Annotated in this window: 26 protein-coding genes and 1 tRNA gene; 16 read left to right on the top strand and 11 right to left on the bottom strand. The window is 69.1% G+C overall.

Going from position 1 to position 25,320, the window contains the following annotated elements; all coding sequences use genetic code 11:
* Nucleotides 1-66 precede the first annotated feature (66 nt).
* Nucleotides 67-1,533, top strand: a complete 1,467-nt coding sequence (locus J4E04_RS21250; protein WP_285187064.1) for a mannitol dehydrogenase family protein — start codon at nt 67-69, stop codon at nt 1,531-1,533.
* Between the two features lie 48 nt (nt 1,534-1,581).
* Nucleotides 1,582-1,947 (top strand): DUF1330 domain-containing protein, encoded by a 366-nt coding sequence (locus J4E04_RS21245; RefSeq protein WP_328810858.1) that lies wholly within the window; start codon nt 1,582-1,584, stop codon nt 1,945-1,947.
* 69 nt (nt 1,948-2,016) lie between these two features.
* Here the strand turns inward: J4E04_RS21245 and J4E04_RS21240 are convergent.
* Together J4E04_RS21240 and J4E04_RS21235 are read right to left on the bottom strand one after the other, a co-directional pair.
* A tRNA-Pro gene (locus J4E04_RS21240) sits at nt 2,017-2,090 on the bottom strand.
* 36 nt (nt 2,091-2,126) lie between these two features.
* Nucleotides 2,127-3,092 carry a metallophosphoesterase gene (locus J4E04_RS21235; protein ID WP_051613580.1) on the bottom strand — a complete coding sequence of 322 codons (966 nt, stop codon included), beginning with the start codon at nt 3,090-3,092 and terminating at the stop codon, nt 2,127-2,129.
* A gap of 75 nt (nt 3,093-3,167) precedes the next feature.
* Between J4E04_RS21235 and J4E04_RS21230 the strand changes: the two genes are divergently transcribed.
* Nucleotides 3,168-3,641, top strand: coding sequence for a GatB/YqeY domain-containing protein (locus J4E04_RS21230; protein WP_027506679.1), 474 nt, complete (start codon nt 3,168-3,170; stop codon nt 3,639-3,641).
* Nucleotides 3,642-3,671: 30 nt separating this feature from the next.
* On the opposite strand, the gene J4E04_RS21225 is transcribed toward J4E04_RS21230, so the two are convergent.
* A complete protein-coding gene (locus J4E04_RS21225) occupies nt 3,672-6,041 on the bottom strand; it encodes a penicillin-binding protein (protein ID WP_027506680.1) in 2,370 nt (789 codons plus the stop codon).
* Between the two features lie 285 nt (nt 6,042-6,326).
* On the opposite strand from J4E04_RS21225, the gene J4E04_RS21220 reads away from it, so the two are divergent.
* The 3 genes from J4E04_RS21220 to J4E04_RS21210 all read left to right on the top strand — a co-directional run bounded on the left by J4E04_RS21220 (nt 6,327) and on the right by J4E04_RS21210 (nt 8,563).
* A complete protein-coding gene (locus J4E04_RS21220; RefSeq protein WP_027506681.1) occupies nt 6,327-6,650 on the top strand; it encodes a WhiB family transcriptional regulator in 324 nt (107 codons plus the stop codon).
* A 576-nt stretch (nt 6,651-7,226) separates the two neighbouring features.
* On the top strand, nt 7,227-7,895 hold the full coding sequence (locus J4E04_RS21215) for a DUF8020 domain-containing protein (RefSeq protein WP_056443346.1): 669 nt from the start codon (nt 7,227-7,229) through the stop codon (nt 7,893-7,895).
* Between the two features lie 8 nt (nt 7,896-7,903).
* Nucleotides 7,904-8,563: a chymotrypsin family serine protease gene (locus tag J4E04_RS21210; RefSeq protein ID WP_328810856.1), complete on the top strand. Its 660-nt coding sequence runs from the start codon at nt 7,904-7,906 to the stop codon at nt 8,561-8,563.
* Nucleotides 8,564-8,573: 10 nt separating this feature from the next.
* On the opposite strand, the gene bagB is transcribed toward J4E04_RS21210, so the two are convergent.
* Nucleotides 8,574-9,698 (bottom strand): ATPase BagB, encoded by a 1,125-nt coding sequence (gene bagB / locus J4E04_RS21205; protein ID WP_056443351.1) that lies wholly within the window; start codon nt 9,696-9,698, stop codon nt 8,574-8,576.
* Nucleotides 9,695-10,741 carry an ATPase BagA gene (gene bagA, locus J4E04_RS21200; RefSeq protein WP_307109624.1) on the bottom strand — a complete coding sequence of 349 codons (1,047 nt, stop codon included), beginning with the start codon at nt 10,739-10,741 and terminating at the stop codon, nt 9,695-9,697. Before bagA ends, bagB begins: the two co-directional genes overlap by 4 nt.
* A gap of 41 nt (nt 10,742-10,782) precedes the next feature.
* On the opposite strand from bagA, the gene sp36 reads away from it, so the two are divergent.
* Together sp36 and J4E04_RS21190 are read left to right on the top strand one after the other, a co-directional pair.
* Nucleotides 10,783-10,947, top strand: a complete 165-nt coding sequence (gene sp36 / locus J4E04_RS21195) for a Sp36 family protein (protein ID WP_197027831.1) — start codon at nt 10,783-10,785, stop codon at nt 10,945-10,947.
* 1 nt (nt 10,948) lies between these two features.
* Complete coding sequence (locus tag J4E04_RS21190; protein WP_490149572.1) at nt 10,949-11,410, top strand: RidA family protein; 462 nt, start codon at nt 10,949-10,951, stop codon at nt 11,408-11,410.
* 10 nt (nt 11,411-11,420) lie between these two features.
* Here the strand turns inward: J4E04_RS21190 and J4E04_RS21185 are convergent, their stop codons facing one another.
* On the bottom strand, nt 11,421-12,305 hold the full coding sequence (locus J4E04_RS21185) for a Gfo/Idh/MocA family protein (protein WP_490149571.1): 885 nt from the start codon (nt 12,303-12,305) through the stop codon (nt 11,421-11,423).
* Nucleotides 12,306-12,367: 62 nt separating this feature from the next.
* On the opposite strand from J4E04_RS21185, the gene J4E04_RS21180 reads away from it, so the two are divergent.
* Nucleotides 12,368-13,168, top strand: a complete 801-nt coding sequence (locus tag J4E04_RS21180; protein WP_490149570.1) for an MBL fold metallo-hydrolase — start codon at nt 12,368-12,370, stop codon at nt 13,166-13,168.
* On the opposite strand, the gene J4E04_RS21175 is transcribed toward J4E04_RS21180, so the two are convergent.
* Both J4E04_RS21175 and J4E04_RS21170 read right to left on the bottom strand, forming a co-directional pair.
* Nucleotides 13,165-13,839 carry a Crp/Fnr family transcriptional regulator gene (locus J4E04_RS21175; RefSeq protein ID WP_027506688.1) on the bottom strand — a complete coding sequence of 225 codons (675 nt, stop codon included), beginning with the start codon at nt 13,837-13,839 and terminating at the stop codon, nt 13,165-13,167. The genes J4E04_RS21180 and J4E04_RS21175 overlap by 4 nt on opposite strands.
* Before the next feature lie 150 nt (nt 13,840-13,989).
* Nucleotides 13,990-14,262 (bottom strand): hypothetical protein, encoded by a 273-nt coding sequence (locus J4E04_RS21170; RefSeq protein WP_027506689.1) that lies wholly within the window; start codon nt 14,260-14,262, stop codon nt 13,990-13,992.
* Between the two features lie 184 nt (nt 14,263-14,446).
* Here J4E04_RS21170 and nth point away from each other — a divergent pair, with 184 nt between their 5' ends.
* From nth to J4E04_RS21140, 6 genes are all read left to right on the top strand, one after another.
* Nucleotides 14,447-15,133: an endonuclease III gene (gene nth / locus J4E04_RS21165; RefSeq protein WP_081821412.1), complete on the top strand. Its 687-nt coding sequence runs from the start codon at nt 14,447-14,449 to the stop codon at nt 15,131-15,133.
* Nucleotides 15,130-15,795 carry a TlpA family protein disulfide reductase gene (locus J4E04_RS21160; protein WP_490149569.1) on the top strand — a complete coding sequence of 222 codons (666 nt, stop codon included), beginning with the start codon at nt 15,130-15,132 and terminating at the stop codon, nt 15,793-15,795. Before nth ends, J4E04_RS21160 begins: the two co-directional genes overlap by 4 nt.
* Nucleotides 15,792-16,487, top strand: coding sequence for an NUDIX hydrolase (locus J4E04_RS21155; protein ID WP_374107175.1), 696 nt, complete (start codon nt 15,792-15,794; stop codon nt 16,485-16,487). Before J4E04_RS21160 ends, J4E04_RS21155 begins: the two co-directional genes overlap by 4 nt.
* Nucleotides 16,484-17,674: a MarP family serine protease gene (locus J4E04_RS21150; RefSeq protein WP_490149568.1), complete on the top strand. Its 1,191-nt coding sequence runs from the start codon at nt 16,484-16,486 to the stop codon at nt 17,672-17,674. Before J4E04_RS21155 ends, J4E04_RS21150 begins: the two co-directional genes overlap by 4 nt.
* 245 nt (nt 17,675-17,919) lie before the next feature.
* Complete coding sequence (locus tag J4E04_RS21145; protein WP_222633332.1) at nt 17,920-19,053, top strand: GGDEF domain-containing protein; 1,134 nt, start codon at nt 17,920-17,922, stop codon at nt 19,051-19,053.
* A gap of 16 nt (nt 19,054-19,069) precedes the next feature.
* Nucleotides 19,070-20,095, top strand: coding sequence for an Rv1355c family protein (locus J4E04_RS21140; protein ID WP_328810852.1), 1,026 nt, complete (start codon nt 19,070-19,072; stop codon nt 20,093-20,095).
* Here the strand turns inward: J4E04_RS21140 and J4E04_RS21135 are convergent.
* Both J4E04_RS21135 and J4E04_RS21130 read right to left on the bottom strand, forming a co-directional pair.
* A complete protein-coding gene (locus tag J4E04_RS21135) occupies nt 20,083-21,057 on the bottom strand; it encodes an alpha/beta fold hydrolase (protein ID WP_222638941.1) in 975 nt (324 codons plus the stop codon). The genes J4E04_RS21140 and J4E04_RS21135 overlap by 13 nt on opposite strands.
* A gap of 24 nt (nt 21,058-21,081) precedes the next feature.
* Complete coding sequence (locus J4E04_RS21130) at nt 21,082-21,612, bottom strand: phage holin family protein (RefSeq protein ID WP_056443376.1); 531 nt, start codon at nt 21,610-21,612, stop codon at nt 21,082-21,084.
* A 356-nt stretch (nt 21,613-21,968) separates the two neighbouring features.
* Here J4E04_RS21130 and J4E04_RS21125 point away from each other — a divergent pair, with 356 nt between their 5' ends.
* Nucleotides 21,969-23,261: an MFS transporter gene (locus J4E04_RS21125; RefSeq protein ID WP_222628740.1), complete on the top strand. Its 1,293-nt coding sequence runs from the start codon at nt 21,969-21,971 to the stop codon at nt 23,259-23,261.
* 69 nt (nt 23,262-23,330) lie between these two features.
* Here the strand turns inward: J4E04_RS21125 and acs are convergent, their stop codons facing one another.
* On the bottom strand, nt 23,331-25,298 hold the full coding sequence (acs, locus tag J4E04_RS21120; RefSeq protein WP_307096603.1) for an acetate--CoA ligase: 1,968 nt from the start codon (nt 25,296-25,298) through the stop codon (nt 23,331-23,333).
* Nucleotides 25,299-25,320 lie beyond the last annotated feature (22 nt).

Below are 25,320 nucleotides of genomic sequence, written 5' to 3'. Positions count from 1 at the left end.
GCTCGATCCCGGTGAACGGGAGCGCCACCGCGTTCCACGTCGTACCACTCGAAAGGCACCGCTGCCGTGACCATCTCGATCCAGGACGCCCTCACCGCACCGCCTGCGGGCGTGACGGTTCCGCGTCATCGAGTGGACGGCTCGACCCTGGTGTGCGGCATCGTCCACATCGGTGTCGGCGCCTTCCATCGAGCGCACGAGGCGATGTACGTCGACCGGTTGCTCGCCGCGGGGCACCTCGGCTGGGCGATCTGCGGTGTCGGTGTCATGCCCGCCGACGCGGCGGCGCGTGACACCGCCGCTGCCCAGGACCAGCTCTACACCCTCAGCACGGTGCATCCGGACGGCGCGAAGGACACCCGCATCGTGGGGTCCATCGCCCGCTACCTCTACGCGCCGGACGACCCGGATCTCGTCGTCGCGACGCTCGCGGCACCGACCACGCACATCGTCTCGCTCACCATCACCGAGTCGGGCTACGGCATCGACGACGCGACCGGTGCCTTCGATCCTCGGGACGACGCCACGCGCCACGACCTGATGTCTCTCGACGCGCCGGTCAGCGTCCTCGGGTTCCTCACGGTGGCACTCCGCCGTCGCCGCGACGAGGGCACCGCGCCGTTCACCGTCATGTCGTGCGACAACATCGTCGGAAACGGTGCCGTGGCCCGTGCCGCGCTGGTGTCGTTCGCCCGTCACCACGACGGCGCGCTCGCCGACTGGATCGACGACTCCGTCGCGTTCCCGAACTCCATGGTGGACCGGATCACCCCTGCGACGTCGCCGGCCGTGATCGACTCGGTGCGCCGCAGGACGGGCATCGACGACGCCTGGCCGGTGCGGTCCGAATCGTTCGCGCAGTGGGCTCTCGAGGACGACTTCTCCGACGGGCGGCCACCGTTCGAGGACGTGGGCGTCCAGGTGGTCACGGACGTCGTGCCGTTCGAGCGGATGAAGCTCCGACTCCTCAACGCCTCCCATCAGATGCTCGGGTACCTCGGTGTGCTGGCCGGGAAGACGTTCGTGCACGAGGTGATGGCCGACCCCGACCTCGGGGCCTTCGTGGCCTCCTACATGCGCCACGAGGCGGCGCCCACCGTGGGACTCGTTCCCGGCGTGGACCTCGACACGTACATCGACGATCTGCTCGCACGCTTCGGCAGCCCGGCCGTGCAGGACACGGTGGCGCGTCAGGTGGTCGACGCGACGTCGCGCATCCCGAAGTTCGTCCTGCCCGTCGTGCGGGACAGACTGCGCGACGACCGGTCGATCGATCACGCAGCCCTGATGCTCGCGGCGTGGTGCGCATGCATCGAAGGGGGAGTGGCGCTGCCCGACCGGGCGGCGGATCAGCTCCGCGCACTGGCGCGTGCCGACCACGACAGCCCCGGTGCGTTCCTGGCCCAACCCGACGTCTTCGGGGATCTGACGACGAGCGTGCGACTGCGCGTGGCGTACCAGCGCGCGAAGCGTCGGCTGCAGGACGACGGCCCTATCGGGACGGTCCGGCTGCTCGTGGCATCACCGGTCTGACGCCGGGATTCGGCTGTTCCGACGGCGAGTGTCTCTCATACTGGAGACATGGCCATCGATCCTCGTGGAAGAGACCTGAAGCGTTTCCTGGAAGACGATCCCGGGGGACCGGTGGTGATGCTCAACCTCCTCCGCTTCGCGGAGGGTGGTCGGGACTCGTACGCGGACTACGCGCGGGAGCTCGACGAGACCTTTCTCCCCCGCCACGGGGGCGAGGTCCTGTTCGCGGGCGACGGCTCGACACCGCTCGTCGCGGAGACCGGACAGAGCTGGGACGCGGTGCTTCTTGTCCGCTATCCGTCGCGAACGGCATTCAGCGAGATGGTGGCCGATCCGGAGTATCAGAAGGTGACGGAGCTCCGCACGACTGCGCTGCAGGAAGCCGTTCTGCAGGCCACGGTCCCCTGGCCCTGACCCCGACATGACGGAAGGCCCTGTACCGGCATCCCGGTGCAGGGCCTTCCTTCGTGTCTCAACCACGAGTCGGGGTGGCGGGATTCGAACCCACGACCTCTTCGTCCCGAACGAAGCGCGCTACCAAGCTGCGCCACACCCCGTGGCCGTTCACTCCCCGTCAGGGCAGCTCTGCAACTCTATCGCACCATGGCTTCGGAACGCGAAACGCCCTGTTCGGGTGAGGTCCTGGGCGGACGCTTCGCCGGAACGAGAGTGATCAGGGTGGCCTCGGGACGGCAGCAGAAGCGGTACGGCGCATACGGCGACGTCCCGAGTCCGGCCGAGACGTGCAGTCGGGTGTGGGCACCCCAGCGCGAGGGTCCCTTGACGCGAGAGCGGTCGAGCTCGCAGTTGGTCACCAGTGCGCCGTAGAACGGGAGGCACAGTTGGCCGCCGTGGGTGTGTCCCGCGAGCACCAGGTCGTATCCGTCCGCCGCGAAGCGATCGAGCACGCGCGGTTCGGGAGAGTGGGTGATGCCGATGCTCACGTCGGCGATGGGGTTCGGCGCGCCGGCGATGGTGTCGTAGCGATCACGCTTCAGGTGCGGATCGTCCACCCCGGCCGTTGCGATCCGGACGCCGGACACCTCGAGCTCGCGGCGGACGTGGGTGACGTCCATCCACCCGCGCTCGGTGAAGGCCGCCCGCAGGTCCTGCCACGGCAGCGGGTTCCCGAACACCTTCTTGTGATTCTTCGAGAAGTACTTGAGGGGGTTCTTGGGCACGGGCGCGAAGTAGTCGTTCGAGCCGAACACGAACAGCCCTGGCCGACCGAGGAGCGACCCGAGCGACTGCACCACGGCCGGCACCGACCGCTGGTGGGACAGGTTGTCGCCGGTGTTCACGACGAGATCGGGTTCGAGCCGATCGAGCTCACGCACCCAGTTCTGCTTGAGTTTCTGGTCCGGCATCATGTGCAGGTCGCTGATGTGCAGGACACGCAGCGTCGACGACCCCGGGGCGAGCACCGGCATGGTGGTCTCCCGCAGCGCGAAGGCGTTCCGCTCGATGGCCGTGGCGTAGGTCAACCCCACCGCCGCCGATCCCGCGGCGAGAGCCGCGATCCCTCCGGGAGTGGCGAGAGAACGCGCGGCCGACTGCAGACTCGGAAGCGAGTGCGCCGAGCGACGGGGGAACGCTGATGTACCGGACACCTCGTCGACAGTACCGTTTCCGACATGGCCGAGAACTGTGACATGGAAAAGCGCCTGCGGGCGGATCTGACGACATCGATGAAGGCGAAGGACAAGCTCCGGACGGCGACGCTGCGAATGCTGCTGTCGGCGGTACAGACCGAGAAGGTGTCGGGTAAGGAAGCGCACGAGCTCACCGACGAGGACGTGCTGCGCGTGCTGGCCAAGGAATCGAAGAAGCGCGGCGAGTCCGCCGAGATCTACACCCAGAACGGGCGCGGTGAACTCGCCGCCACCGAGCGTGCCGAGGCGCAGATCATCGACGAGTACCTGCCGACGCCGCTGACCGACGCCGAACTGGCCGACGTCGCCGACACGGCCATCGCGCAGGTGGCCGAGGAACTCGGTGAGCGCCCGGCGATGCGACAGATGGGACAGGTCATGAAGGCCGCCACGGCGATCGCCGCCGGCAAGGCCGACGGCTCCCGCATCTCGGCCGCGGTCAAGGCTCGGCTGTAGGGCACTCGCCGCCGCACGGCACTGCCGCAGCTAGCGCGGCGGTGCCGTCAGCCCGGGGATCGCCGGCAGGGTGACCCCGGGCGGCAACGCCGGAAGCTGGATCCCCGGCGCCGGGGCTGCCGGTGCCGCCCGGACGGACCCGTCGCTGATGTAGATCGTGACCGTCGATCCCGGAATGGCGGAACCCGAGGGTGACGTGCTGACCACGGTGCCCCGACCCTCCGACGACGCGGTGGTCGCCACCTGCACGCGGAACCCTGCGGCCTGCAACTGCGAGGTCGCGGAGTTCTGCGTCAGGCCCGTGACGTCGGGAACCTGGCCGTTGGCCGATCCGCGCACGTACTTCTGGTCGACGGCCGGGAGTCCGACGTCGCCGAAGTTCGTGGCCACCGGATCCATCGCGTCGTACCAGGTCCGTGCAGGCTCGTTACCGCCGAACAGGTTGCCCGAACCACACGGGCGCAGCGGGAACGAGCAGATCTCGCTGGGAGTCGGGGAATCGCCGTAGGTGTAGGCGGCGGCCGCGTACCGGTTCGTGAATCCGAGGAACCCCGAGGACCGGTGCGATTCCGTGGTGCCGGTCTTGCCGGACATCGGCAGCGACCAGCCCACCGAGCTCGCGGCGGACGCCGACGTGCCGCCGGGCTGATCGTCCTTGCTCATCGCGTTGGCCAGTGTGTTCGCCAGTCCCGGCTCCACGACCTGCTCGCACGCCTGCTGCGTGACGGGGATCTGCTTGCCGCTGCGATCGAAGACGCTGTCGATCGGGTTGGGCGGGCACCACTTGCCGCCGGACGCGAGGGTCGCGGCCACGTTGGACAGTTCCAGCGGATTGACGTAGGTCGGTCCGAGCGTGAAGGAGCCGAGGTTCGCCTCCTTCTGGTAGTCGGCGAGGCTCTGGTCGGTGCCCTGGCCGGCTGTTCCGGGCAGCGTGTACGAGCGCAGGCCCAGGCGGACGGCCATGTCGACCGTCGGGGTGACGCCGACCGACTCGATCAGCTTCACGAAGGCGGTGTTGGGGGACTGTGCCAGCGCGTCGGTCACCGAGAGCGACTGCGGGTAGTTGCCGGCGTTGGTCACGCAGTACGTCGAGGGAGGGCACCCACGCGCACCGCCGTCGCCGAGTCCCTTGACCTCGACGCGGTTGGGCACCTGCAGGACCGCGGACGTGCCGAGGCCCTTCTCCATCGCGGCGGCGGTGGTGAAGATCTTGAAGATCGACCCGGCACCGCTGCCCACCAGGGAGTACGGCTGCGGCTGGACGGTCTCGTTGGCGTCGCCGTTCAGGCCGTAGCGCCGTGACGACCCCATTGCGAGGATGCGGTGCGAGTCCTGCCCCGGCGCGATGACGTTCATGACCGTCGCGACACCGTCGAGATCCGGGCTGCTGTTCCCGGACAGGGCGGCGCTCGTGGAGGACTGCACGGCCGGGTCGAGAGTGGTCTTGATCAGATAACCGCCCTTGTCCACCTGGTCCTTGCTGATGCCGGCGTCGGCCAGGTACTGCAGCGCGTAGTCACAGAAGAAGCCACGATCACCGGCGGCGATGCAGCCGCGCGGCAACTGGTTGGGCTCCGGCAGCACGCCCAGCGGCTCGGCCTTGGCGGCCTCGATCTCCGCCGCGCGGTCCGGGATGTTCTGGATCATCGTGTCGAGAACGGTGTTCCGTCGCGCCATCACGCCGTCGTAGTTGGTGTACGGGTTGAGGGCGGAGCTGGACTGCACCATGCCCGCGAGCATCGCCGCCTGCGTCAGGCTCAGCTGGCTCGCGTCGATGCCGAAGTACGTCTGTGCCGCGTCCTGGATGCCGTAGGACGAGTTACCGAACGGCACCAGGTTGAGGTAGCGCGTGAGGATCTCGTCCTTGGTCAGCTGCTTGTCCAGCGTCAGCGCCATGCGGATCTCGCGGATCTTGCGCGCGGGAGTGGTCTCGATGGCGGCGCGGCGTTCGGCGTCCGTCTTGGCGACGACGAGCAGTTGGTAATTCTTCACGTACTGCTGATCGAGGGTGGACGCGCCCTGCTCCACCTGTCCGCTGGTGGTGTTGGTCAGGAAGGCGCGCACCGTGCCCTGCCAGTCGACGCCCTCGTGCTCGGCGAACCGGCGGTCCTCGATGGAGACGATGGCGAGCTTCATCTCGTTGGAGATGCGGTCGCTCGGCACCTCGAAGCGTCGTTGCTCGTAGAGCCACGCGATGGGGTTGCCCGCGGAGTCCACCATCGTGGACACGGCGGGCACCGTTCCCTCGACGAGTTCCGCGGAGACGTTGTCCACGGTGTCGGCGGCGCGGTTGGACGCGAATCCGAACCCGCCGGCGAGCGGGAACATGACTCCGGCGAGCAGCGCGCCGGCCAGGGCGGAGCACCCGGCGAGTTTGGCGACAGTCTTGGCGATCGGCACGAACAACAGAGTACGTGGCTCCTCCGGGACACAGCCCGTACCGGACATGTGGACGGCTGACCTGCTCAGATGTGACCGATCGCACGGGCGTACCAGAAAAGTGATCCCCCACCTTGCTTCCCGCGCGGCCTTTCCCCTACATTGATGGACACGATGTGATTCAGATAACAATCACATCAGTTAGTGGGGTGCTCCTCAGTTCGCTGTGCAGCGTGAGCTGCGTCGGCGGGTGGGACGCCCGGAACGCCAGGGAAACGGTGTTCGCCGACGGTAAGGGGTCAACGAATGCACACAGGAACGCCGAATGCAGCGCTCGACATCGGGGAAGCCGAAGCGCGCATCGCATGGGTATCGCAGGCGCGATGCCGGGGAGTGGATCCCGATCAACTGTTCGTCCGCGGCGCCGCGCAGCGCAAGGCCGCAACGATCTGCCGTCACTGCCCCGTGCTCATGCAGTGCGGAGCGGACGCCCTCGACAACCGTGTCGAGTTCGGCGTCTGGGGCGGCATGACAGAGCGTCAGCGCCGGGCCCTGATCAAGCAGCACCCCGAGGTGGACTCCTGGGCCGAGTTCTTCGAGACCCAGCGTCACCACCAGTCGGCCGTCTGACCCATGCCGCCGCCGGGCGACCGGCCACGGTTCCTGTGATCTCCCACCGCGATGTCCGATTCGCGGTGGGAGATCTCTCGTCGCACCGCATGAACTCTTCGTGAACGCCCGACGACGCGTCGGGACCCGTCCGGGGCGCGGGGTGTCTGTCACGCCCGCCCGTGTCGATCGACCACACGCGACAGCGCGGACGAATCGGACCTCCATCGAGTCTGTGTGCGTCACAACGGAATCGGTCGTATCGGAAGAAGCGTGACGCACGGTCGCTCGGCTGCCGCGCCCGCGCGGGAAGGCTTTCCACGCTCTGACCTGCGCCGTCGTCGAAGCGGACCGTGGGGGCGCCCGCTCGCCCGCCGCCGCGCCGGTCGTGCCCGGCACCGAATCGGACCCGGCGTTCGGTGCTCCGGCCGGGCCCGGTCCGTGTGTCGGCCCGTCCCTCGCGGTTCGCTTTCCGTTGTCTCGCACGTCGATTGACACCGTCCCACCGTGACCGTTGAATCCTGCTCGGCACTCGCCGCTTGACGGATCCGACGATCAGCGCGGATTCGCTCCCACTGCGAAAAGGACTCGACGGGCATGAAGATGAACAAGATCGCGGTTGTCGCCGCGATGACGATCGTGTCGCTGGGCACCGCCTCCGCGACCGCGTACGCCGATCCGGCACCCGCCGCTGCTCCCGAGGTGCACTGGAACGCCGTGGCCGCGGGCACCGGGCTGCTCGTGACCACCGACTCGGGAACCCTGAGCAACGAGAACAACCACCTGGTCATCCGCGACGACTCGGGTGTCGTCGTCGATTCGGTGCCGCTGGCTCTCGCCGTCGACGGACTGGCGCATCCCGTGTCCGCTCAGGTCGAGGGCAACACCGCGACCCTCGCGGTCGACGCCGCTGCGCCCGCCGCGCCGGTCTACGACATTCCGGGCCTGAACCAGGTGGACCTGCCCGCCGCGGTCGCCGGCGTCAAGGACAACCTGTCGCTCACCGCCACGGTCGGTGGATTCCTCGGTGCCGCAACCGGTCTCGTCGGCGGCTGCCTCCTCGGTGCGGCCGCGGCCGGCGTCGTCTCCGCTCCCGTCGCGCTCCTCTTCGGTGCGGGCCCGATCGCCGGATGCATCGGTGGCGCCCTGCTGCTCGGCGCCGGTGGATCGCTCGCCGGTACCGCCATCGGTGGTCTCGGTTCCGCCGTGGCCAATGCGCAGCAGTTCGTCACGCTGCTCGAGGCGCCGCCCGCAGTGAAGAAGTAGTCACACCGATGCGAGTACTTCTGGTCGGTCTCGCCGTCCTCTGCTCGCTCGTTCTCGGCGGCGGGGCTCAGGCCTCCGCCGCCGAGCGCGTGGAGCTGGGCGGGGGTTCCGGGCTGGTCCTGACGCAGGACGGACGAGAGACACTGTGCAGTCTCACCGTGATCGGTGCGGACACCGCCGGGCGCACCATCGGGCTCACCGCAGGTCACTGCGGGCGGGTCGGCGACACCGTGGCGAGCGAGAGCGATTCCGCCGCAGGAGATGTGGGCTCCGTCGTCGCGGCTCTGCCCGCGTACGACACGGCGATCATCGAGTTCGACGCGGAGCGGGTGGCCCCGGTGGCCTCCGTCGGCAGCACCACCATCACGGCTGTCGGGGATCCCGCACGGCTGGCCGAGACCGTGTGCAAGCAGGGTCGTACGACCGGTGCGACGTGCGGAGTCTCCTACGGTGACATCCTGAACTCCCAGCAGGTGTTCGCCCAGGTGTGCGTGAATGCCGGGGACTCCGGTGCGCCGGTGGTGCGGGGAACGTCCGTGGTCGGCATGGTGAACGCCTACCTCGTGGCACCCTGCATCGGCCCCGCCGTCGTCACCGACCTGGTGTCGATCCTGCGTGCGATCGACGAGAGCGGCGGCCCCGGCGCGGGCCTGCGGCTCACCGCCTGAGCGCAGAGGCTCAGGCGGTGCCGGTCAACTGATCGGCGACGGCACGCAGTGCGTCGAGATCGGACACCTCGAACGGCAGCGAGGGCACCCCCACGACGGGAACACGGGGGTGAGCGGCGGTGAAACGACGCAGCAGTCCGATCTCGCGCTTCGCGGTGACGGCCCGATGCGCGTGCACGCGAAGCACTCCCGCGGCCAGAGCGGCATCGGGGGTGCCTTCGGCGTCCAACTGGTCGGCGGCCGTGACGGCGTGGTCGGACGGCAGCGAACTCAGCGTCGGGTGCGTGCGGTTGAGCACCAGTCCGGCCAACGGCATGCCGTCCTCGGACAGGCGGGTGACGAAGAAGGATGCCTCCCGCAGCGCGTCGGGCTCCGCGGCCGCGACGACGACGAAATGGGTTCCGTCCTGACGCAGCAGGTCGTACGTGTGGCGCGCACGTTCGCGGAAGCCACCGAACATCGAGTCCAGCGACTGCACGAAAGCGGAAGCGTCGGAGAGCATCTGGCTGCCGACGATGGACGAGACGCCGCGCATCGCGAGACCCACGGCGCCGGTGACCACTCGGCCCAGCCCGCGACCCGGGGCCATCAGCAGCTTGATCATGCGACCGTCGAGGAACGACCCCAGACGCTGTGGGGCGTCGAGGAAGTCCAGCGCGTTGCGCGACGGCGGCGTGTCCACGACCACGAGATCCCAGTCACCGCTGGCGGCGAGCTGCCCCAGCTTCTCCATTGCCATGTACTCCTGCGTCCCCGAGAAGGACGACGCCACAGTCTGATAGAAGGAATTGTTCAGGATCTGCTGTGCCTTCTCCGGCGTCGAGTGCTCCATCACCATCTCGTCGAACGTCCGACGCATGTTGAGCATCATCGCGTGCAGTTCGCCGGTGGCGCCGGGCCCGAGGGCGACCGGCTGCGGAGTGTTGTCCAGCTCGCCGACGCCGAGAGCCTGGGCCAGGCGCCGTGCGGGATCGATCGTCAGCACGACGACCCGGCGCCCGTTCTCGGCTGCCCGCAACGCCATCGACGCCGCGGTGGTGGTCTTGCCGACACCGCCGGAGCCGCAGCACACGACGATCCGCGACGACGGATCGGTCAGGATGGACCCGATGTCGAGAGTGGGAACGGTGCTCATCGCACTCCCTGTTCCGTGAGGTGGTGGGCGAGCTCGTACAGTCCGCCGAGGTCCATGCCGTCGGCCAGAGCCGGGAGCGTCAGGCGCGGCACCGCGAGGTCACCGAGACGCTGTTCGCTCTCGCGCTGGGCCGCGAGCCTCGACGCGTGCTCGATGGACTCGGTCAGCAGGCCGGCGAAGTCGTCCTCCGACAGCGTGATTCCGGCATCGGCGAGTTTCTTCTCGATCGCGGCGGCGTCGAGGTTCCCGGAGGCCGCCTCGGCGAGCGCCTCCGCCGGAAGGAACGACTCCTCGGTGCGGTTGACGACCACGGTGCCCAGTCGGAGATCGGCCGCTGCGAGTTCCGCAGCAGCATCGGCGGTCTCCTGCACCGGCAGCGCCTCGAGCAGCGTCACCAGGTGCACCAGTGTCTGCTCGGAGTGGAGCAGCTTCACCACACCCTCGCTCTGCGATCGCACCGGGCCGGTCTTGGCGAGGTCGCGCATCGCCGTCGTCACGTCCAGGAAGCTCCCGATCCGCCCCGTCGGCGGCGAGTCGACGACGATCTCGTCGTAGAGCAGCCGACCGTTCTTCTCGGTGCGGACCGCACGCTCCTTCACCTTGCCGGTGAGGAGTACGTCGCGCAGACCGGGGGCGATGGTGGTGGCGAACTCGATGGCTCCCACCCGCCGCATCGCCCGGCCGGCGAAGCCGAGGTTGTAGAACATGTCGAGGTACTCGAGGAACGCGGTCTCGATGTCGATGGCCAGCGCGTACACCTCACCACCGCCGTCGGCGGAGGCCACCTTGGTGTCCACCGGGCTCAGCGGGGGGACGTCGAAGAGCTGGGCGATGCCCTGGCGTCCCTCGACCTCGACCAGTAGAACCTTGCGCCCACCTGCGGCGAGGGCCAGGGCGAGCGCGGCGGCGACGGTGCTCTTGCCCGTCCCACCCTTGCCCGAGACGAAGTGCAGTCGAGCGCGGTCCGCTTCGGGCGGCCATCCTCGCTCCGCCTGAGGGGACGATCCGGTGGGGTGCGACGTCGCACCTGCTGTCTCCGACACGTCCTCGACCTTACTGACCCGGTGCGCTATAGGCTCCTGCCATGAGCGCATCGACGACGTGGGAATACTTCACCGCACCCCTGCTGATCCACAACACCAAGGCCATCCTCGACAACTTCGGTGCCGACGGCTGGGAGCTGGTCACGGTCATGCCCGGCCCCACCGGCGAGAACCTGGTCGCCTACTTCAAGCGCCCGAAGAGCTGACATGGGTGTGACGGAGAAGCTCGCCGAGCTCGGGCTGACCCTTCCGCCCGTCGTGCCGCCGGTCGCGTCCTACGTTCCCGCGGTGCGGTCGGGAGATCACGTCTTCACCTCGGGTCAGCTGCCCATGGTGGACGGCGCGCTGACCGCCACCGGCAAGGTCGGGGCCGAGGTGTCGGCCGAGGACGCGACCGCCGCCGCCCGCGTCTGTGCGTTGAACGCACTGGCCGCGATCGACGCGCTGGTCGGCATCGACTCCGTGGTCCGCATCGTCAAGGTCGTCGGATTCGTCGCGTCGGCACCGGGATTCACCGGTCAGCCCGGCGTGATCAACGGTGCGTCGAACCTGCTCGGGGAGCTGTTCGGCGACGCCGGCATCCACGCTCGGTCGGCTGTCGGAGTCGCCGAGCTGCCCCTGGGCGCAGCCGTCGAGGTGGAGATGATCGTCGAGGTCTCACCCGCCTGACGGGTGTGCGTCACCGACCGCTCGCCACGAGGGTCCGGCACTGCTCGATGACGCGCTGCAGAGCGAGTCCGCGATGTGCCGAGCACTCGTGGCGGGTGCCGGTCCGGACGGACTCCAGGAACTCGTCGAGCAGTACCGCGTAACACCGGTCGGGTGGCGTGGTGCGGTCCGACAACTCGACCAGGCCGCCCGGTCCGCTCGCGCCGACCCGCAGCACCGACGGGCGCACAGGCGTCCGCATGGACAGCGTCACCAGGCTCGTCCGGACTCCGGCGGTGCTCCCGTGCTGCAGAGCCAGCGACCACGTGTCGGACGCGTCGTCACGCCTCGCCCACGCCACGGACTCGACCGGTCCGAGCACCTCCATCGCGAGATCGAGAACGTGCGGGCCGACGTCCATGAGGGCGCCGCCCTCCCGCCGCCACGTCGAGCCGGCGTACTCGCCGCCGAGCAGGGCGCCGGACAGCCAGGTCGCCGTCACGGTCGCGACCTCCGTGTCGCGCACGGCGTCGAGGAATGCTCGGGTCTCGGGTGCGAAGCGACGCGTCAGCGTGACCATCGACGAGACCCCGGCCTCGTCGATCGCGGCCACGAGAGTGGCCGCATCCGCCGCAGAACCGGCGATCGGCTTGTCCAACAACACATGTCGACCCGCGGCAGCCGCCCGACGGGCGAGATCGAACTGCACCTCGGGGGGTACCGCGAACGCGACGGCGTCGACGGAGTCGATCAGTGCATCGACGTCGTCGACGTACGGCACCTCGGGAGCCGTCTGTGCCGCGGCGTCGGGACGGCGGGCCCAGATGCCGGCGAACTCGACGTCGGGATGCGCGGTGAGTGCGGGTGCCGCGGCCTGACGAGCCCAGGGTCCGGCACCGATCAGACCGATTCTCATGGTGCGAGCCTAGGTTCTGTCCCGGTCGGCACCGAACCTCCGTCGGCTGGCACAGTGGTCGCATGGCGGAGAAGGATCCCACGGTATCGGAGAAGCACCCCGCGTACGGACGGCTGCGGCGCGTGACGTCGACCGCGTCCGTCCTCCTGGCCGAGAACCCTGGGAAGATGACGCTGGACGGCACGAACACGTGGATTCTGCGAGCCCCGGGGCACGAGCAGTGCATCGTGGTCGATCCGGGCCCGCGCTCCCGGTCGCACGTCGACCGCATCGCGGCGCAGGGACGCGTGGCGCTGATCCTGATCACCCACCGCCATCACGATCACACCGGCGGTATCGCCCGGCTGCACCGGTCGACGTCCGCGCCGGTGCGCGCGGTCACGTCCACGTACCTCCGAGGTGACGCCGCGCCGCTGGTGGACGGCGAGGTGATCGCGGCCGCCGGGGTGGAACTCACCGTCGCGGCGACACCGGGCCACACCGCCGATTCCGTCAGCCTGGTCCTCGACGACGCGGTGCTGACCGGGGACACCATCCTCGGTGCCGGATCGACCGTCCTGGACGGGAAGGACGGGGATCTCGGTGACTACCTGGCCTCACTCGACCGACTGGAACAACTCGGTGAGGGACGCGTCGCGCTGCCCGGCCACGGACCGGACCAGCCCGACACCGCGGTGCTCGCGCGCGCCTACCGGGCCCATCGCGAACAGAGACTCGACCAGGTGCGGGCGGCGCTCGACGTCCTCGGACCCGACGCCACCCCTCTGAAGGTGGTGCGTCACGTCTACGCGGACGTCGACAAGAAGCTGTGGCCCGCGGCGCGGATGTCGGTCAAGGCCCAGCTGACGTATCTGCGCGGTTAGCGTGCGCGCCGGGCGAGTCGCTCGGAGTCGGAGATGAGCACGCTCTTGCCCTCGAGGCGGAGCCAGCCGCGGTGCGCGAAGTCGGCGAGCGCCTTGTTCACGGTCTCGCGAGAGGCGCCGACGAGCTGAGCGATCTCCTCCTGCGTGAGGTCGTGGACGACGCGCAACGAGCCGGCCTCCTGGGTGCCGAAACGCTGTGCGAGCTGCAGCAGTGCCTTGGCGACGCGGCCGGGAACATCGGTGAAGATGAGGTCGGCCAGGCTGTTGTTGGTACGACGCAACCGGCGGGCGAGCACCCGGAGCAGCTGCTCGGCGATCTCGGGGCGCTGATCGATCCAGGCCTTCAGGGCGTCGCGATCCATGCTCACCGCGCGCACCTCGGTGACCGTGGTGGCGGTGGAGGTGCGGGGGCCGGGATCGAAGATCGAGAGCTCACCGAACATGTCGGACGGACCCATGATGGTCAGGAGGTTCTCGCGACCGTCGGGGGAGCGGCGGCCGAGCTTCACCTTGCCGCTGACGATGATGTACAGCCGATCGCCGGGCTCACCCTCGTTGAAGACCACGTGGCCACGCGGGAAATCGACCGGTTGCAGCTGCTTGGTCAGCGCCGACACCGCAGACGGCTCGACCCCCTGGAAGATGCCGGCTCGTGCCAGTACCTCGTCCACGTGTACTCCCTTGCCCTGAAAGATCGGCAGATCTACGAATGTGTCGTCTTCATGTGTCCGGTCGGAGTCTACGTCGCCGGGCGGCCACAGGAGTGATCACAGCCACCCTCGACGCGTCGGCGTCGGACCGGGGGCCGTGTCGGCGGGTGCTCAGCTGGCGCGGCGTGCCCTGTCGTCGAGAAGAGCGACGTCCTCCTCCATGACGTCGCCACCGCGGCGACGTCGGGTGCGGAACCGTGCGAGGGCGTTCGGGAAGCCTTCTGCGGCCAGGGTGGCGACCTCGGCGGAACTGGCGGCGTCCAGGAATTCCTGAACCTCCTGCTCGCGGACTCCTGCGCGGTTCAGCCGCGCCTCGAAGCGCTCCATGGCGAGGGCGAACAGCATCAGCAAGACCGGGAACAGAACCACAGCGAGTGCTTGCATACCGAGGAGTAAACACTGTCGACGTCTCGAAAAGAACACGGCGGGGTCACCGGTGCGGACACGACCGGAGCGTGCTGTCGGGGGCGTTCCGTAGAGTCGTGGCGTGCAGAAATCAGCCGCCGGTCCCTCTCACGTGGGCAAACGAGACGAGTCCGCCCTCGCGCTCACGCGCCGGGCACGCCGGATGAATCGCGACCTCGGCGTGGTCTTTCCGCACGTCTACTGCGAGTTGGACTTCACCACCCCGCTCGAGCTCGCGGTGGCCACCATCCTCTCCGCGCAGTGCACCGACAAGAGGGTCAACGAGACCACGCCGGCACTCTTCGCGAAGTACCGGTCGGCGCGCGACTACGCGGAGGCCGACCGGACGGAGCTCGAGGAGTACATCCGGTCCACCGGCTTCTACCGCAACAAGGCCAACTCCCTCATCGGGCTGGGCCGCGAGCTCCTCGAGCGGTACGACGGTGAGGTTCCCGCCTCGCTGAAGGAGCTGGTGACGCTGCCCGGTATCGGGCGCAAGACGGCCAACGTGGTCCTCGGCAATGCGTTCGACATTCCCGGCATCACCGTCGACACCCACTTCGGCCGACTCGTCCGCCGCTGGGCCTGGACCGAGGAGGAGGATCCGGTCAAGGTCGAGCACGCCATCGGTGCGCTGATCCCGCGCAAGGAGTGGACGATCCTGTCCCACCGCGTGATCTTCCACGGCCGCCGCGTGTGCCATTCGCGGACGCCGGCGTGCGGTGTCTGCCTGCTGGCGAAGGACTGCCCGTCGTACGGGCTGGGGCCGACCGACCCCGTCAAGGCCGCGGCGTTGGTGAAGGGGCCGGAGACGGACCACATCCTCGCCCTGGCCGGCATCGAGACGTGAGCAGGTCGTCCGCGGCGAGGTGGAGCCTGGCCGCGCTCGTGGTGGTCGTCGCCCTCATCGTCGCCATCTGGCCGCGCGGGGACGATCCGACGGGACCGACGAGCTTCGCCGACTACCGCGACACTTTCGGCGCGGCGCCCACCGACGACGCGACGGACACGGAGCTGGCCCCCTTGCGCGCCGAGGCCGCGCTCGCCGCGTGCCCCGTGCCGGCGGCCGGCGCCCCGGCGCCCGCCGGCCCACTGGCGGGTCTGCGCACCACCTGCCTGGCCGACGGAGCGCCGGTCGATCTCGGTGCGGCCGTCGCCGGCACGCCGACTCTGCTCAACCTGTGGGCCTACTGGTGCGGCCCGTGCGCGGAGGAACTGCCGTATCTGCAGCAGTACGCCGAGCGTGCGGGCGGTGCCGTTACCGTGGTGACGGTGCACGAGGATCCCCGCCAGGGCAACGCCCTGACCCGACTGGCCGACTACGGCGTCCGACTACCCGGCGTGCAGGATCCGTCCGCTGCCGTCGCCGCTGCCGTCGGAGCTCCGGCCGTGTTGCCCGTCAGCGTGCTGCTCGCCGCCGACGGATCCGTCGCCGCGGTTCTCCCGCAGCCGTTCCGCTCCGTCGACGAGATCGCGGACGCCGTGCGCACCCACCTCGGAGTCTCGGCGTGACGGATCCCGCGGGCACGCCGCCGTGGCTGTCCCGTCTGGCCGCCGTGCACACCGTGCGCGACGACGCGAGCAACCCGGTGATCGCCCGCCACGCACCGGACGGGGCGACGGGCAGACCGGCCGCGGTGCTGGTGCTCTTCGGCGGGCGGCCCGACGCGGCGGAGTTGCCCACCGACGCCACCGTGCTCCTGACCCAACGCGCGTCCTCGCTGCGGCAACATCGCGGTCAGGTCGCTTTTCCCGGCGGCGCAGCCGATCCCGGCGACGACGGACCCGTCGGCACCGCTCTGCGGGAGGCGCAGGAGGAGACCGGGGTGGACCCGGACGGCGTGGAGCCGCTCACGGTGCTCGACTCCATCTTCGTGCCCCCGTCGGGCTTCGAGGTGACACCGGTGATCGCGTACTGGCGCGTCCCGAGCGAGGTGTCCGTCGTGGACACCGCCGAGACGGAGCGTGTCGTCGCCGTGCCGCTCACCGATCTTCTCGATCCGGTCAACAGATTCGTGGTGCGCCACCCCCTCGGTTATCGGGGCCCGGCGTTCGCAGTGGGAGGAATGCTCGTGTGGGGTTTCACGGCCGGGGTGCTGTCCGGCGTCCTCGAGACGGCGGGCTGGGGTGCCCCCTGGGACACCGAGGACGTCCGGGACCTCGAGACGTCGCTCGCCGCCGTCGGTGAGGAGTTGCACCCGTGACGGGATCGACCTGGCTCGACATCGGTGTGGCACTGGTGGCGTTGCTCGCCGCGTCGTCGGGGTGGCGGCAGGGCGCGGTCGCGTCCGCCTTCGCCTTCTTCGGTGTCGTCCTCGGTGCCGTCGCCGGCATCCTGCTCGCACCGCGCGTCCTCGACCACGTCGAGGAGGGGCGGATGCGCGTGCTCGTCGGCGTCGCCCTCATCGTCGTCATGGTGATCGTCGGCGAGATCGCGGGCATGGTGTTGGGACGAGCGTTGCGCAGCGGGATCCACAGCCCGGCGGCGCGCTCGGTGGACAGCGTCATCGGTGCCGGTCTGCAGGCGGTGGCCGTGCTCGTCGCGGCCTGGTTGCTGGCCGTCCCGCTCACCGCGGCGTCGCAACCGCAGATCGCCGCGGCCGTGCGCGGATCGTCGATCCTCGGCGCCGTGGACGACGTGGCGCCCGAGTGGGTCCGCGAGATCCCCAACGAGTTCTCGGCTCTGCTCGACACGTCGGGTCTCCCCGACGTCATCGGCCCCTTCGGCCGCACTCCCGTGGCCGAGGTCGGTCCGCCGGATCCCAGCGTGCTGGCGTCGCCGATCGCGGCGGACCTCCAGGACAGCGTGCTGCGGATCCGCGGTATCGCCGAGAGCTGCCAGAAGGCGCTCGAGGGCTCCGGTTTCGTCATCGGGCCGGGCCGTGTCATCACCAACGCGCACGTCGTCGCCGGCACCTCGTCGGTGGCCGTCGACACCGCGGACGGCCCGCTCGACGCGGAGGTCGTCCTGTTCGATCCCGCCGTCGACATCGCGGTACTGAACGTGCCGGATCTGACCGCCGACGTCCTGCCGTTCGCGAGGGGGCGCGCGGAATCGGGAACCGACGCGGTGGTGCTCGGGTATCCCGGCGGTGGCCCGTACACGGCATCGTCCGCGCGGGTGCGCGAGACACTGAACCTCACCGGGCCGAACATCTACCGCACCGGGACGGTGGACCGGGAGGTCTACACCGTGCGCGGATCGATCCGTCAGGGCAATTCCGGCGGACCGCTGGTGGCCACCGACGGCACGGTCCTCGGCGTCGTCTTCGGCGCCGCCGTCGACAACTCCGATACCGGATTCGTGTTGACCGCAGCAGAAGTCGCCGACGAGGTGGCAACGGGGCTGCAGAACGGGCAACCTGCCGGTACGGGATCCTGCGTCGGGTGAGGATGCATCGGCTGTCACGCCGAGGAGCGCCCGCACCGCGTACCGTGATCACGAAGGTGGCGAGGAGACGACGTACTCCGCGTCCCCGGCTCGACGGGGGGAGCATCGATGGGGGTACGTCGACGCCGTGACGTGGCGATCACGACACGGGTTGTTCGAGGGGCGCGCGACGTGTGTCCGATTGGTCCGACGGTTCCCGGGGAATCATCCGACGGTCTGCGACGCGCGGACACGGGATGTGACGGGTGACGGTGACGACGGGAGACGAGGCGAGGATGGGCCGCCGCGGCGGTCGGCAGCTGACGGCGGCCGGCAACTACTTCGACACGCGATCGAAGGCGGTCATGGCAAGTGCCTCGGGGGCGCTGCCCCTGCTCGTCATCGCGATTCTCCAGCCAACGTTCCTGCGGCCGGGCACGCTGCCGCTCCTGGCCGTCATCGTGGCGTTCACCGTGGTCACCGTGGGCATCACCCTGCGTGCCGGTCGTCTGTCCGACCGGCAGTTCACGGTGCTGGGGTCGGGTGGCATGGTCGGCGTCGCCATCTCCGCCTATCTGATCGCCGATCCGTCGGGGTCCCGCGCGGTCACGGCGATGCTGGCGGTCGTGCCCGCCATCGCGGCGTCCGGATCGCCGCCCAAGGTCACGATCTCGCTCACCGGCGCCGCGGTGATCATGGCGACGGCACTGAGCATCAACGGCTCCGAGGGCGCGGTGCGGTTCGTCGCGGCCGGCGCCGCGGTCACCACCGTGGTGGTGCCGGCGGTGTTGATCGCCACCATGCGCAGCTCGCTCGAATCGGTGACAGCCCGCCTCGAGACCCTGGCGAACACCGATCCGCTCACCGGCCTGCTCAACCGCCGCGGCATGTTGCCGCGGGTGAGCGCCATGCTCGCGGAGGCATCGGAGAAGTCCGACGCCATCGTCGTCTCGCTCGTCGACGTCGATCACTTCAAGTCCGTCAACGACACTCGCGGTCACGCGGCCGGTGACGTCGTGCTCACCACGGTCGCCGAGGCGATAGCAGCCTACGTTCCCGAGGACGCGGTGGTCGCCCGGCTGGGCGGGGAGGAGTTCCTGGTGCTCGGCCTCAGCAAGTCCGTCGCGGGGCTCGAGGAGAAGGTGCTCGAGAGCGTCCGCTCCGCGTGCGACGTCACCGTCAGCATCGGAGTGGCGCAGGCGAACGTGGTGTTCGACGAGAGGGGCGGTAACGACGTCGAGGCCACCCTCGACCGACTGACCTACGCGGCCGACCGCGCGCTGTACGCGGCGAAGACGGCGGGCCGCGATCGAGTGGCGTTCGCGATGGAGGACGTCGTCCGGTGGTCACCGACCCTGACGCCGGTGCAGCGCCGCGACAAGACGGAACCCCTCCCGTGAGGGCAGAGGAGTGAGCATGCGCGAGCATCGCGTCCTGGACCCGACCGACCTCGGCGATCACGAGGTTCTCGATCGACTGATGTCCGAGATCGGGGACGACGCGATCCTGGACACCACCGCCGAGCAGCTCCAGTCGCTCGACGCACTGCTGCCCACTCCGTCGTCCGAGCTGCTGGACGAGCCGACCCGGTGGGTGCACTACCCCTGGCGTCGCTCGCTCGTGCGGGTGCTCGGTCCGCGCGGGTTCCGGTTGCTGCGCCTGGACCGGAACCGCAACAAGATCACCGTGGACGAGCAGAATGCAGCGCGGCGCCTGCGCGTCGGCGTCGTGGGTCTGAGCGTCGGCCACGCGGTGGCGCACACCCTCGCTCTCGAAGGGCTGTGCGGCGAGCTCCGGTTGGCCGACTTCGACGATCTGGACCTGTCGAACCTCAACCGTGTGCCCGCGTCGGTGTTCGACCTCGGCGTCAACAAGGCGGTGCTGGCGGCTCGCCGCATCGCCGAACTGGATCCGTACCTCGAGGTGACGACGTTCCCGACCGGGATCGACGAGGCGACCACGGACGCCTTTCTCGCCGACCTCGACATCGTCGTCGAGGAGTGCGACTCGATCGACGCGAAGGTGTTGGTGCGGCAGGAGTGCCGTCGCCGCGGGATTCCCGTGATCATGGAGACCAGCGACGGGGGCGTGCTCGACATCGAGCGCTACGACCTCGAGCCCGACCGACCGTACTTCCACGGGTTGCTCGGCGACGTCGACGCCGCGGCGGTCGCGGGGATGACGCCGCGGGAGAAGGCGCCACTGGCGGGGCGCATCCTCGAGATGGAGCGCATCACGCCGCGCATGGCGGCATCGTTGCCGGACATCGGTACGACGTTGTCGACGTGGCCGCAGTTGGGGAGTGACGTGGCGCTGGGCGGCGCGTCGGTGGCCGCTGTGGTGCGGTTGTTCGGGCGCGGGACACCGCCTCCGTCGGGACGCGTCCGTGTCGGTCTCGAGGCGATCATCGAGAGCACCCTCGTCGACCCCTACAGGGGCTGACCGCTCGCTCGAAGATGGCGCAGGAGAACGTCGGTGACCTCGTCCGGGCGTTCCTGGTGCACGTAGTGCCCCGATCCCGTCACGCGATGCTCCACGAGCTGCGGTGCCCAGTGGGAGTCGCGGCGCGCCGTTGTCGGCAGGACGTACGGGTCGGCAGATCCCAGGATCTGCAGCGCCGGTAGATCGACGGTCCGGTCGATCGCGGCGCGGAAGCGGCGACCGTCGGAACGGAACTGGCTGCGGAACGCCCAGCGCTGATACTCCAACGTGCTGTGTGCGACACCGGGGATGCGGACGGCCGACCGCATCCTCGACACGACGTCGCCGAACTCCGTGGACGACTGCCACTGCGCGGACGACCGGGCACGGACGAGTCGCTCCACCTCGGCACCGTCGTCGGCGACGAGCGTCTTTTCGGGTGCGAGCGGAACCTGGTAGCGCAGGAACGACGGCAGCAGCGCCGCGCGTTGCGCCGAGTCCCGGATCGCGGCCCGTCGCAACGAGATCGGATGCGGTGAGGCGAGCAGCGAGATCGAGCGAACAGCGCGAGGGTGCAGCGCTGCGGTCGCCCAGCACACGAGTCCGCCGTCGGCGTGCCCGACCAGATCCGCCTCGGAGTGTCCGAGCGCGCGGACGAGGCCGGAGATATCACCGGCGAGGGTCCAGCCGTCGTAGCCGCGAGGCGGCTTGTCGCTGTCGCCGTAGCCCCGCAGATCCACTGCCACGGCGTGATAGCCGGCGGCGCCGAGAGCGGTCAGCTGGTGGCGCCACGACCACCAGAGGTCGGCGAAGCCGTGGACGAGAACGACCAGCGGCGCCGGCCGACTCGGATCAGGGCGTCCCGGGTCGGCGGACGCCGAGGTGTCCGCCTCGGCGATGTGGAACCGGATGCCGTTGGCGCGGATGTCGCGGTGCTGCCACGGGCCGGGATATCGGACGGTCGACGGGTCGGGTGCGGCCACTGTCGTCGGTACGCGGGCGCGGTGTCAGCGCGAGAGCGGGGCGCGCACGTCGAGCGCGTCCAGCTGCTTCTTCGGCGATGCGCCGTCGCCCTGGCCCGGCAGCACCGAGGAGGCCGCCTTCAGCGAGTCGATGGTCTTCTCGGGCTTGCGCAGCTTCTTCACCCGGAGGTAGCCGAGGAACGCGAGCAGCGCCGTGATGACCACCATGATCAGGAAGACGATGAGGAACGCGAGCCACCGCGTGACCCACACGTTGAGCAGCTCGGCGAGGAAGAAGAAGAAGAAGAACGAGCTGAAGATCAGGACCGCGAGCGCGAGGATGAAGAGGACGCTGCCCTGCAGGCCCTTCTTGATCTCGCCGGTCACCTCGGCCTTGGCCAGTTCGACCTCGGCGCGGACCAACGTGGAGACCTGTGTCGTCGCGTCCTTGACCAGGGTGCCGATGCTGGCCGTGGCGGGGTTGCTGCGACTGTCGACGTCCGTCAGCGGGATCGAGGAGATACTGGCCGGAGCGGTCGTCCGACCGCTCGTGTCGGTGCCTCGGCTGCTGCTCACGTGCAAGTCCCTTCGAAGATGTTCGTCGCGCTCGACAGTGATCGTCCGGCGATACCGGCCAACCCTATGTCCTTACCCGTTCGGGGCTCACACTATCGCCGCCGGACGGGGCCGGTCCCGCCGGACGTCGGTCCCCGCGTGGTGAGCACTCACGAACCGAGTGGCCGGTATCGGCCCTCACGTCACGATGCGTCGGGTAACTTCCTGCTGACGAACCCGCCTCCCAACAGGAGAAACCCGTGACAAGCACTTCCGCGGACCGCGTTCCGAACCCCGACGGTTCGAACATCGCCGGTCCGGACTCCGATCTCGATGCAGTGGACGGCGTACCTCGCAGTCGCATCGTGATCGCCTCGATGGTCGGAACCTCCATCGAGTTCTTCGACTTCTACATCTATGCCACCGCCGCCGTCCTCGTCTTCCCCCGGCTGTTCTTCCCCGCGGGCAACGACACGACGGCCCTGCTCGCGTCGTTCGCGACGTTCGGCCTCGCCTTCGTCGCGCGGCCCATCGGTTCGGTGCTGTTCGGACACTTCGGTGACCGCATCGGCCGGAAGGCGACCCTGGTCGGGTCCCTGCTCACCATGGGCGTCGCGACCTTCCTCATCGGACTGCTGCCGACGTACGACAGCGTGGGCATCATCGCCCCGATGTTGTTGGCGCTCATGCGTTTCACGCAGGGTGTCGGCCTGGGCGGCGAGTGGTCGGGCGCTGCACTGCTCGCCACCGAGACCGCGAAGGAGGGCAAGCGGGCCTGGGCCGCGATGTGGCCGCAGCTCGGTGCCCCTATCGGCTTCCTGATGGCCAACGGGATCTTCCTCATCCTGACGTTGTCGATGGACTACGACTCCAAGACGTCCGGATCGGACCACGCCTTCCTCACGTGGGGATGGCGTGTGCCCTTCCTGCTGAGCGCGATCATGGTGATCATCGGCCTCTACGTGCGACTCAAGCTCGAGGAGACACCGGTGTTCAAGCGCGCCGTGGCCAACGGCCAGCGCGTCAAGACACCGGTGGCGGAGGTCTTCAAGACCAGTTGGCGTCCGCTGATCCTCGGCACGTTCGTCATGCTCGCGACGTACACGCTGTTCTACGTCATGACGACGTGGGTGGTCAGCTACGGCACCGGCAAGGTGGTCGATCACAGCGGTGTCGCCGTGACCATCGCCTACACGGACTTCCTGGGCCTGCAGCTCATCTCGGTGTTGTTCTTCGCCGCGTTCGTCCCGGTCTCCGGCTGGCTCGCGGATCGGTTCGGCCGCCGCATCACACTGATCGTCATCACGACCGCGATCATCCTGTTCGGCCTGTCGTTCAAGTGGTTCGCTGCTCCCGAGTCCGCCACCGAGAGTCGCATGCTGCTGTTCATGTGCGTCGGCCTGGCGCTGATGGGTCTGACCTTCGGACCGATGAGTGCTGTTCTGCCGGAGCTGTTCCCGACCAACGTGCGCTACACCGGATCGGGTATTTCCTACAACACGGCCAGCATCCTGGGAGCGGCCGTGGCGCCGTTCATCGCGACCTGGCTGGTGAACTCCTACGGTGTCGCGTGGGTGGGCGTGTACCTGGCCGTCGCCGCGGCACTGACGCTGTTCGCACTCGTCGTCATGAAGGAGACGCGCGGACGCGATCTCGACACCGTGTCCTGACGGACTGCCGACAGCAGAGAGGGGCTCGTGCACTCGGTGCACGAGCCCCTCTCTCTGCGTGACGCGTGGTTACTTCTGGCCGGCCTTGGCGATCGCGTCGAAGACGGCGGGATCGACGAGGGTCGAGGTGTCGCCCAGATCCCGGCCCTCGGCGACGTCGCGGAGCAGGCGGCGCATGATCTTTCCGCTGCGCGTCTTGGGGAGCTCCGGGACCACCGTGATCTGTCGCGGCTTGGCGATCGGCGAGATCTCCTTCGACACCTGAGCCTTCAGCTCGGCGATCAGCGCGTCGCCGGTGTTCTCGATGCCCTCGCGCAGGATGACGAAGGCGACGATGCCCTGGCCGGTGGTCTCGTCCGCCGCGCCCACGACGGCTGCCTCGGCGACGCCGGGGTGGGTCACCAGAGCCGACTCCACCTCGGAGGTGGAGATGCGGTGACCGGAGACGTTCATGACGTCGTCGACGCGTCCGAGGACCCAGAGGTCGCCGTCGTCGTCGAAGCGCGCACCGTCACCGGCGAAGTACCAACCCTCGGTGGCGTAGCGGGACCAGTAGGTGTCCTTGTAGCGCTCCATGTCGCCCCAGATGCCACGCAGCATCGACGGCCACGGCTCGTCGAGTACGAGGTACCCGTTGCCGCCGGGCCCGAGCATCTTCGCGTCGTCGTCCACGATGGCGGCCGAGATGCCGGGGAGCGGTGTCTGGGCCGATCCCGGCTTGGTGGCGGTGACGCCGGGCAGCGGCGAGACCATGATCGCGCCGGTCTCGGTCTGCCACCAGGTGTCGACGATCGGAGCGCTGCCGGCGCCGATGACGTCGCGGAACCAGCGCCACGCCTCGGGGTTGATGGGTTCGCCGACGCTGCCGAGCAGGCGGATCGAGGAGAGGTCGTGTGCGTCGGGGATCTGTCGTCCCCACTTCATGAACGTGCGCACGAGCGTGGGCGCCGTGTAGTAGATGGTGACGCCGTACTTCTCGACGATGTTCCAGTGCCGGTGCTCGTCGGGAGAGTTGGGCGTGCCCTCGTAGACCACCTGCGTGGCGCCGTTGGCCAGCGGGCCGTAGACGATGTAGCTGTGCCCGGTGACCCAGCCGATGTCGGCCGTGCACCAGTAGACGTCCTTGCCCTGCTTGTGGTCGAAGACGTAGTGGTGCGTGTAGGCGGTCTGCGTCAGGTAGCCGCCGGAGGTGTGGATGATGCCCTTCGGCTTACCGGTGGTTCCCGAGGTGTAGAGGATGAAGAGTGGGTGCTCGGAGTCGAACGCCTGCGCCTCGTGCTCGGGGGAGGCGGATCCGACGGTGTCGTGCCACCAGAGGTCGCGGCCCTCGGTCCACTGCACGTCGATGTCGGTGCGCTTCACCACCAGGACGTGCTCGATCGACGCGGCGCCGTCCACGGCCTCGTCGACCGAGTCCTTGAGCGGCGCGGCCTTGCCGCGGCGCCACTGGCCGTCGGTGGTGACGACGAGCTTGGCCTCGGCGTCGTCGATGCGCGAGCGCAGTGCGGAGGACGAGAAGCCTGCGAAGACGACGCTGTGGGTCAGTCCGAGGCGGGCGCACGCGAGCATCGAGACGATGGCCTCGGGGACCATGGGCATGTAGATGGCGACGCGGTCACCCGAGACGAGCCCGAGATCGGTGAAGGCGTTCGCGGCGCGGCTGACCTCGGCGAGGAGGTCGGAGTAGGTGATCTCGCGGCTGTCCCCGGGCTCGCCCTCCCAGTGGATCGCCACCTGGTCGCCGCGGCCCTCGACCACGTGCCGGTCGACGCAGTTGTAGGCGACGTTCAGTTCACCGCCGACGAACCACTTCGCGACGGGGGCGTCCGACCAGTCGAGCACCTGCTCGAACGGCGTGTGCCAGTGCAACCGGTTCGCCTGCTCGGCCCAGAACGCGAGGCGATCGTCCTTCGCCGCCTGGTAGAGCTCGGATCCGGCGTTGGCCTGCGCGACGAAGTCGTCACTCGGGGGATAGGACACCGGGTGCTCCGATTCCGTGTCCCTGGTCGCGCCGTCGTCGGTCACGGTCTCGGTCATCGTGGTACCTGGCCCCTCTCGG

It is taken from the genome of Rhodococcus sp. NFXS4 (genome assembly GCF_058139645.1).
Note: the sequence above shows the minus strand (reverse complement) of the source record. Positions and strands in the feature narration are given on the sequence as shown.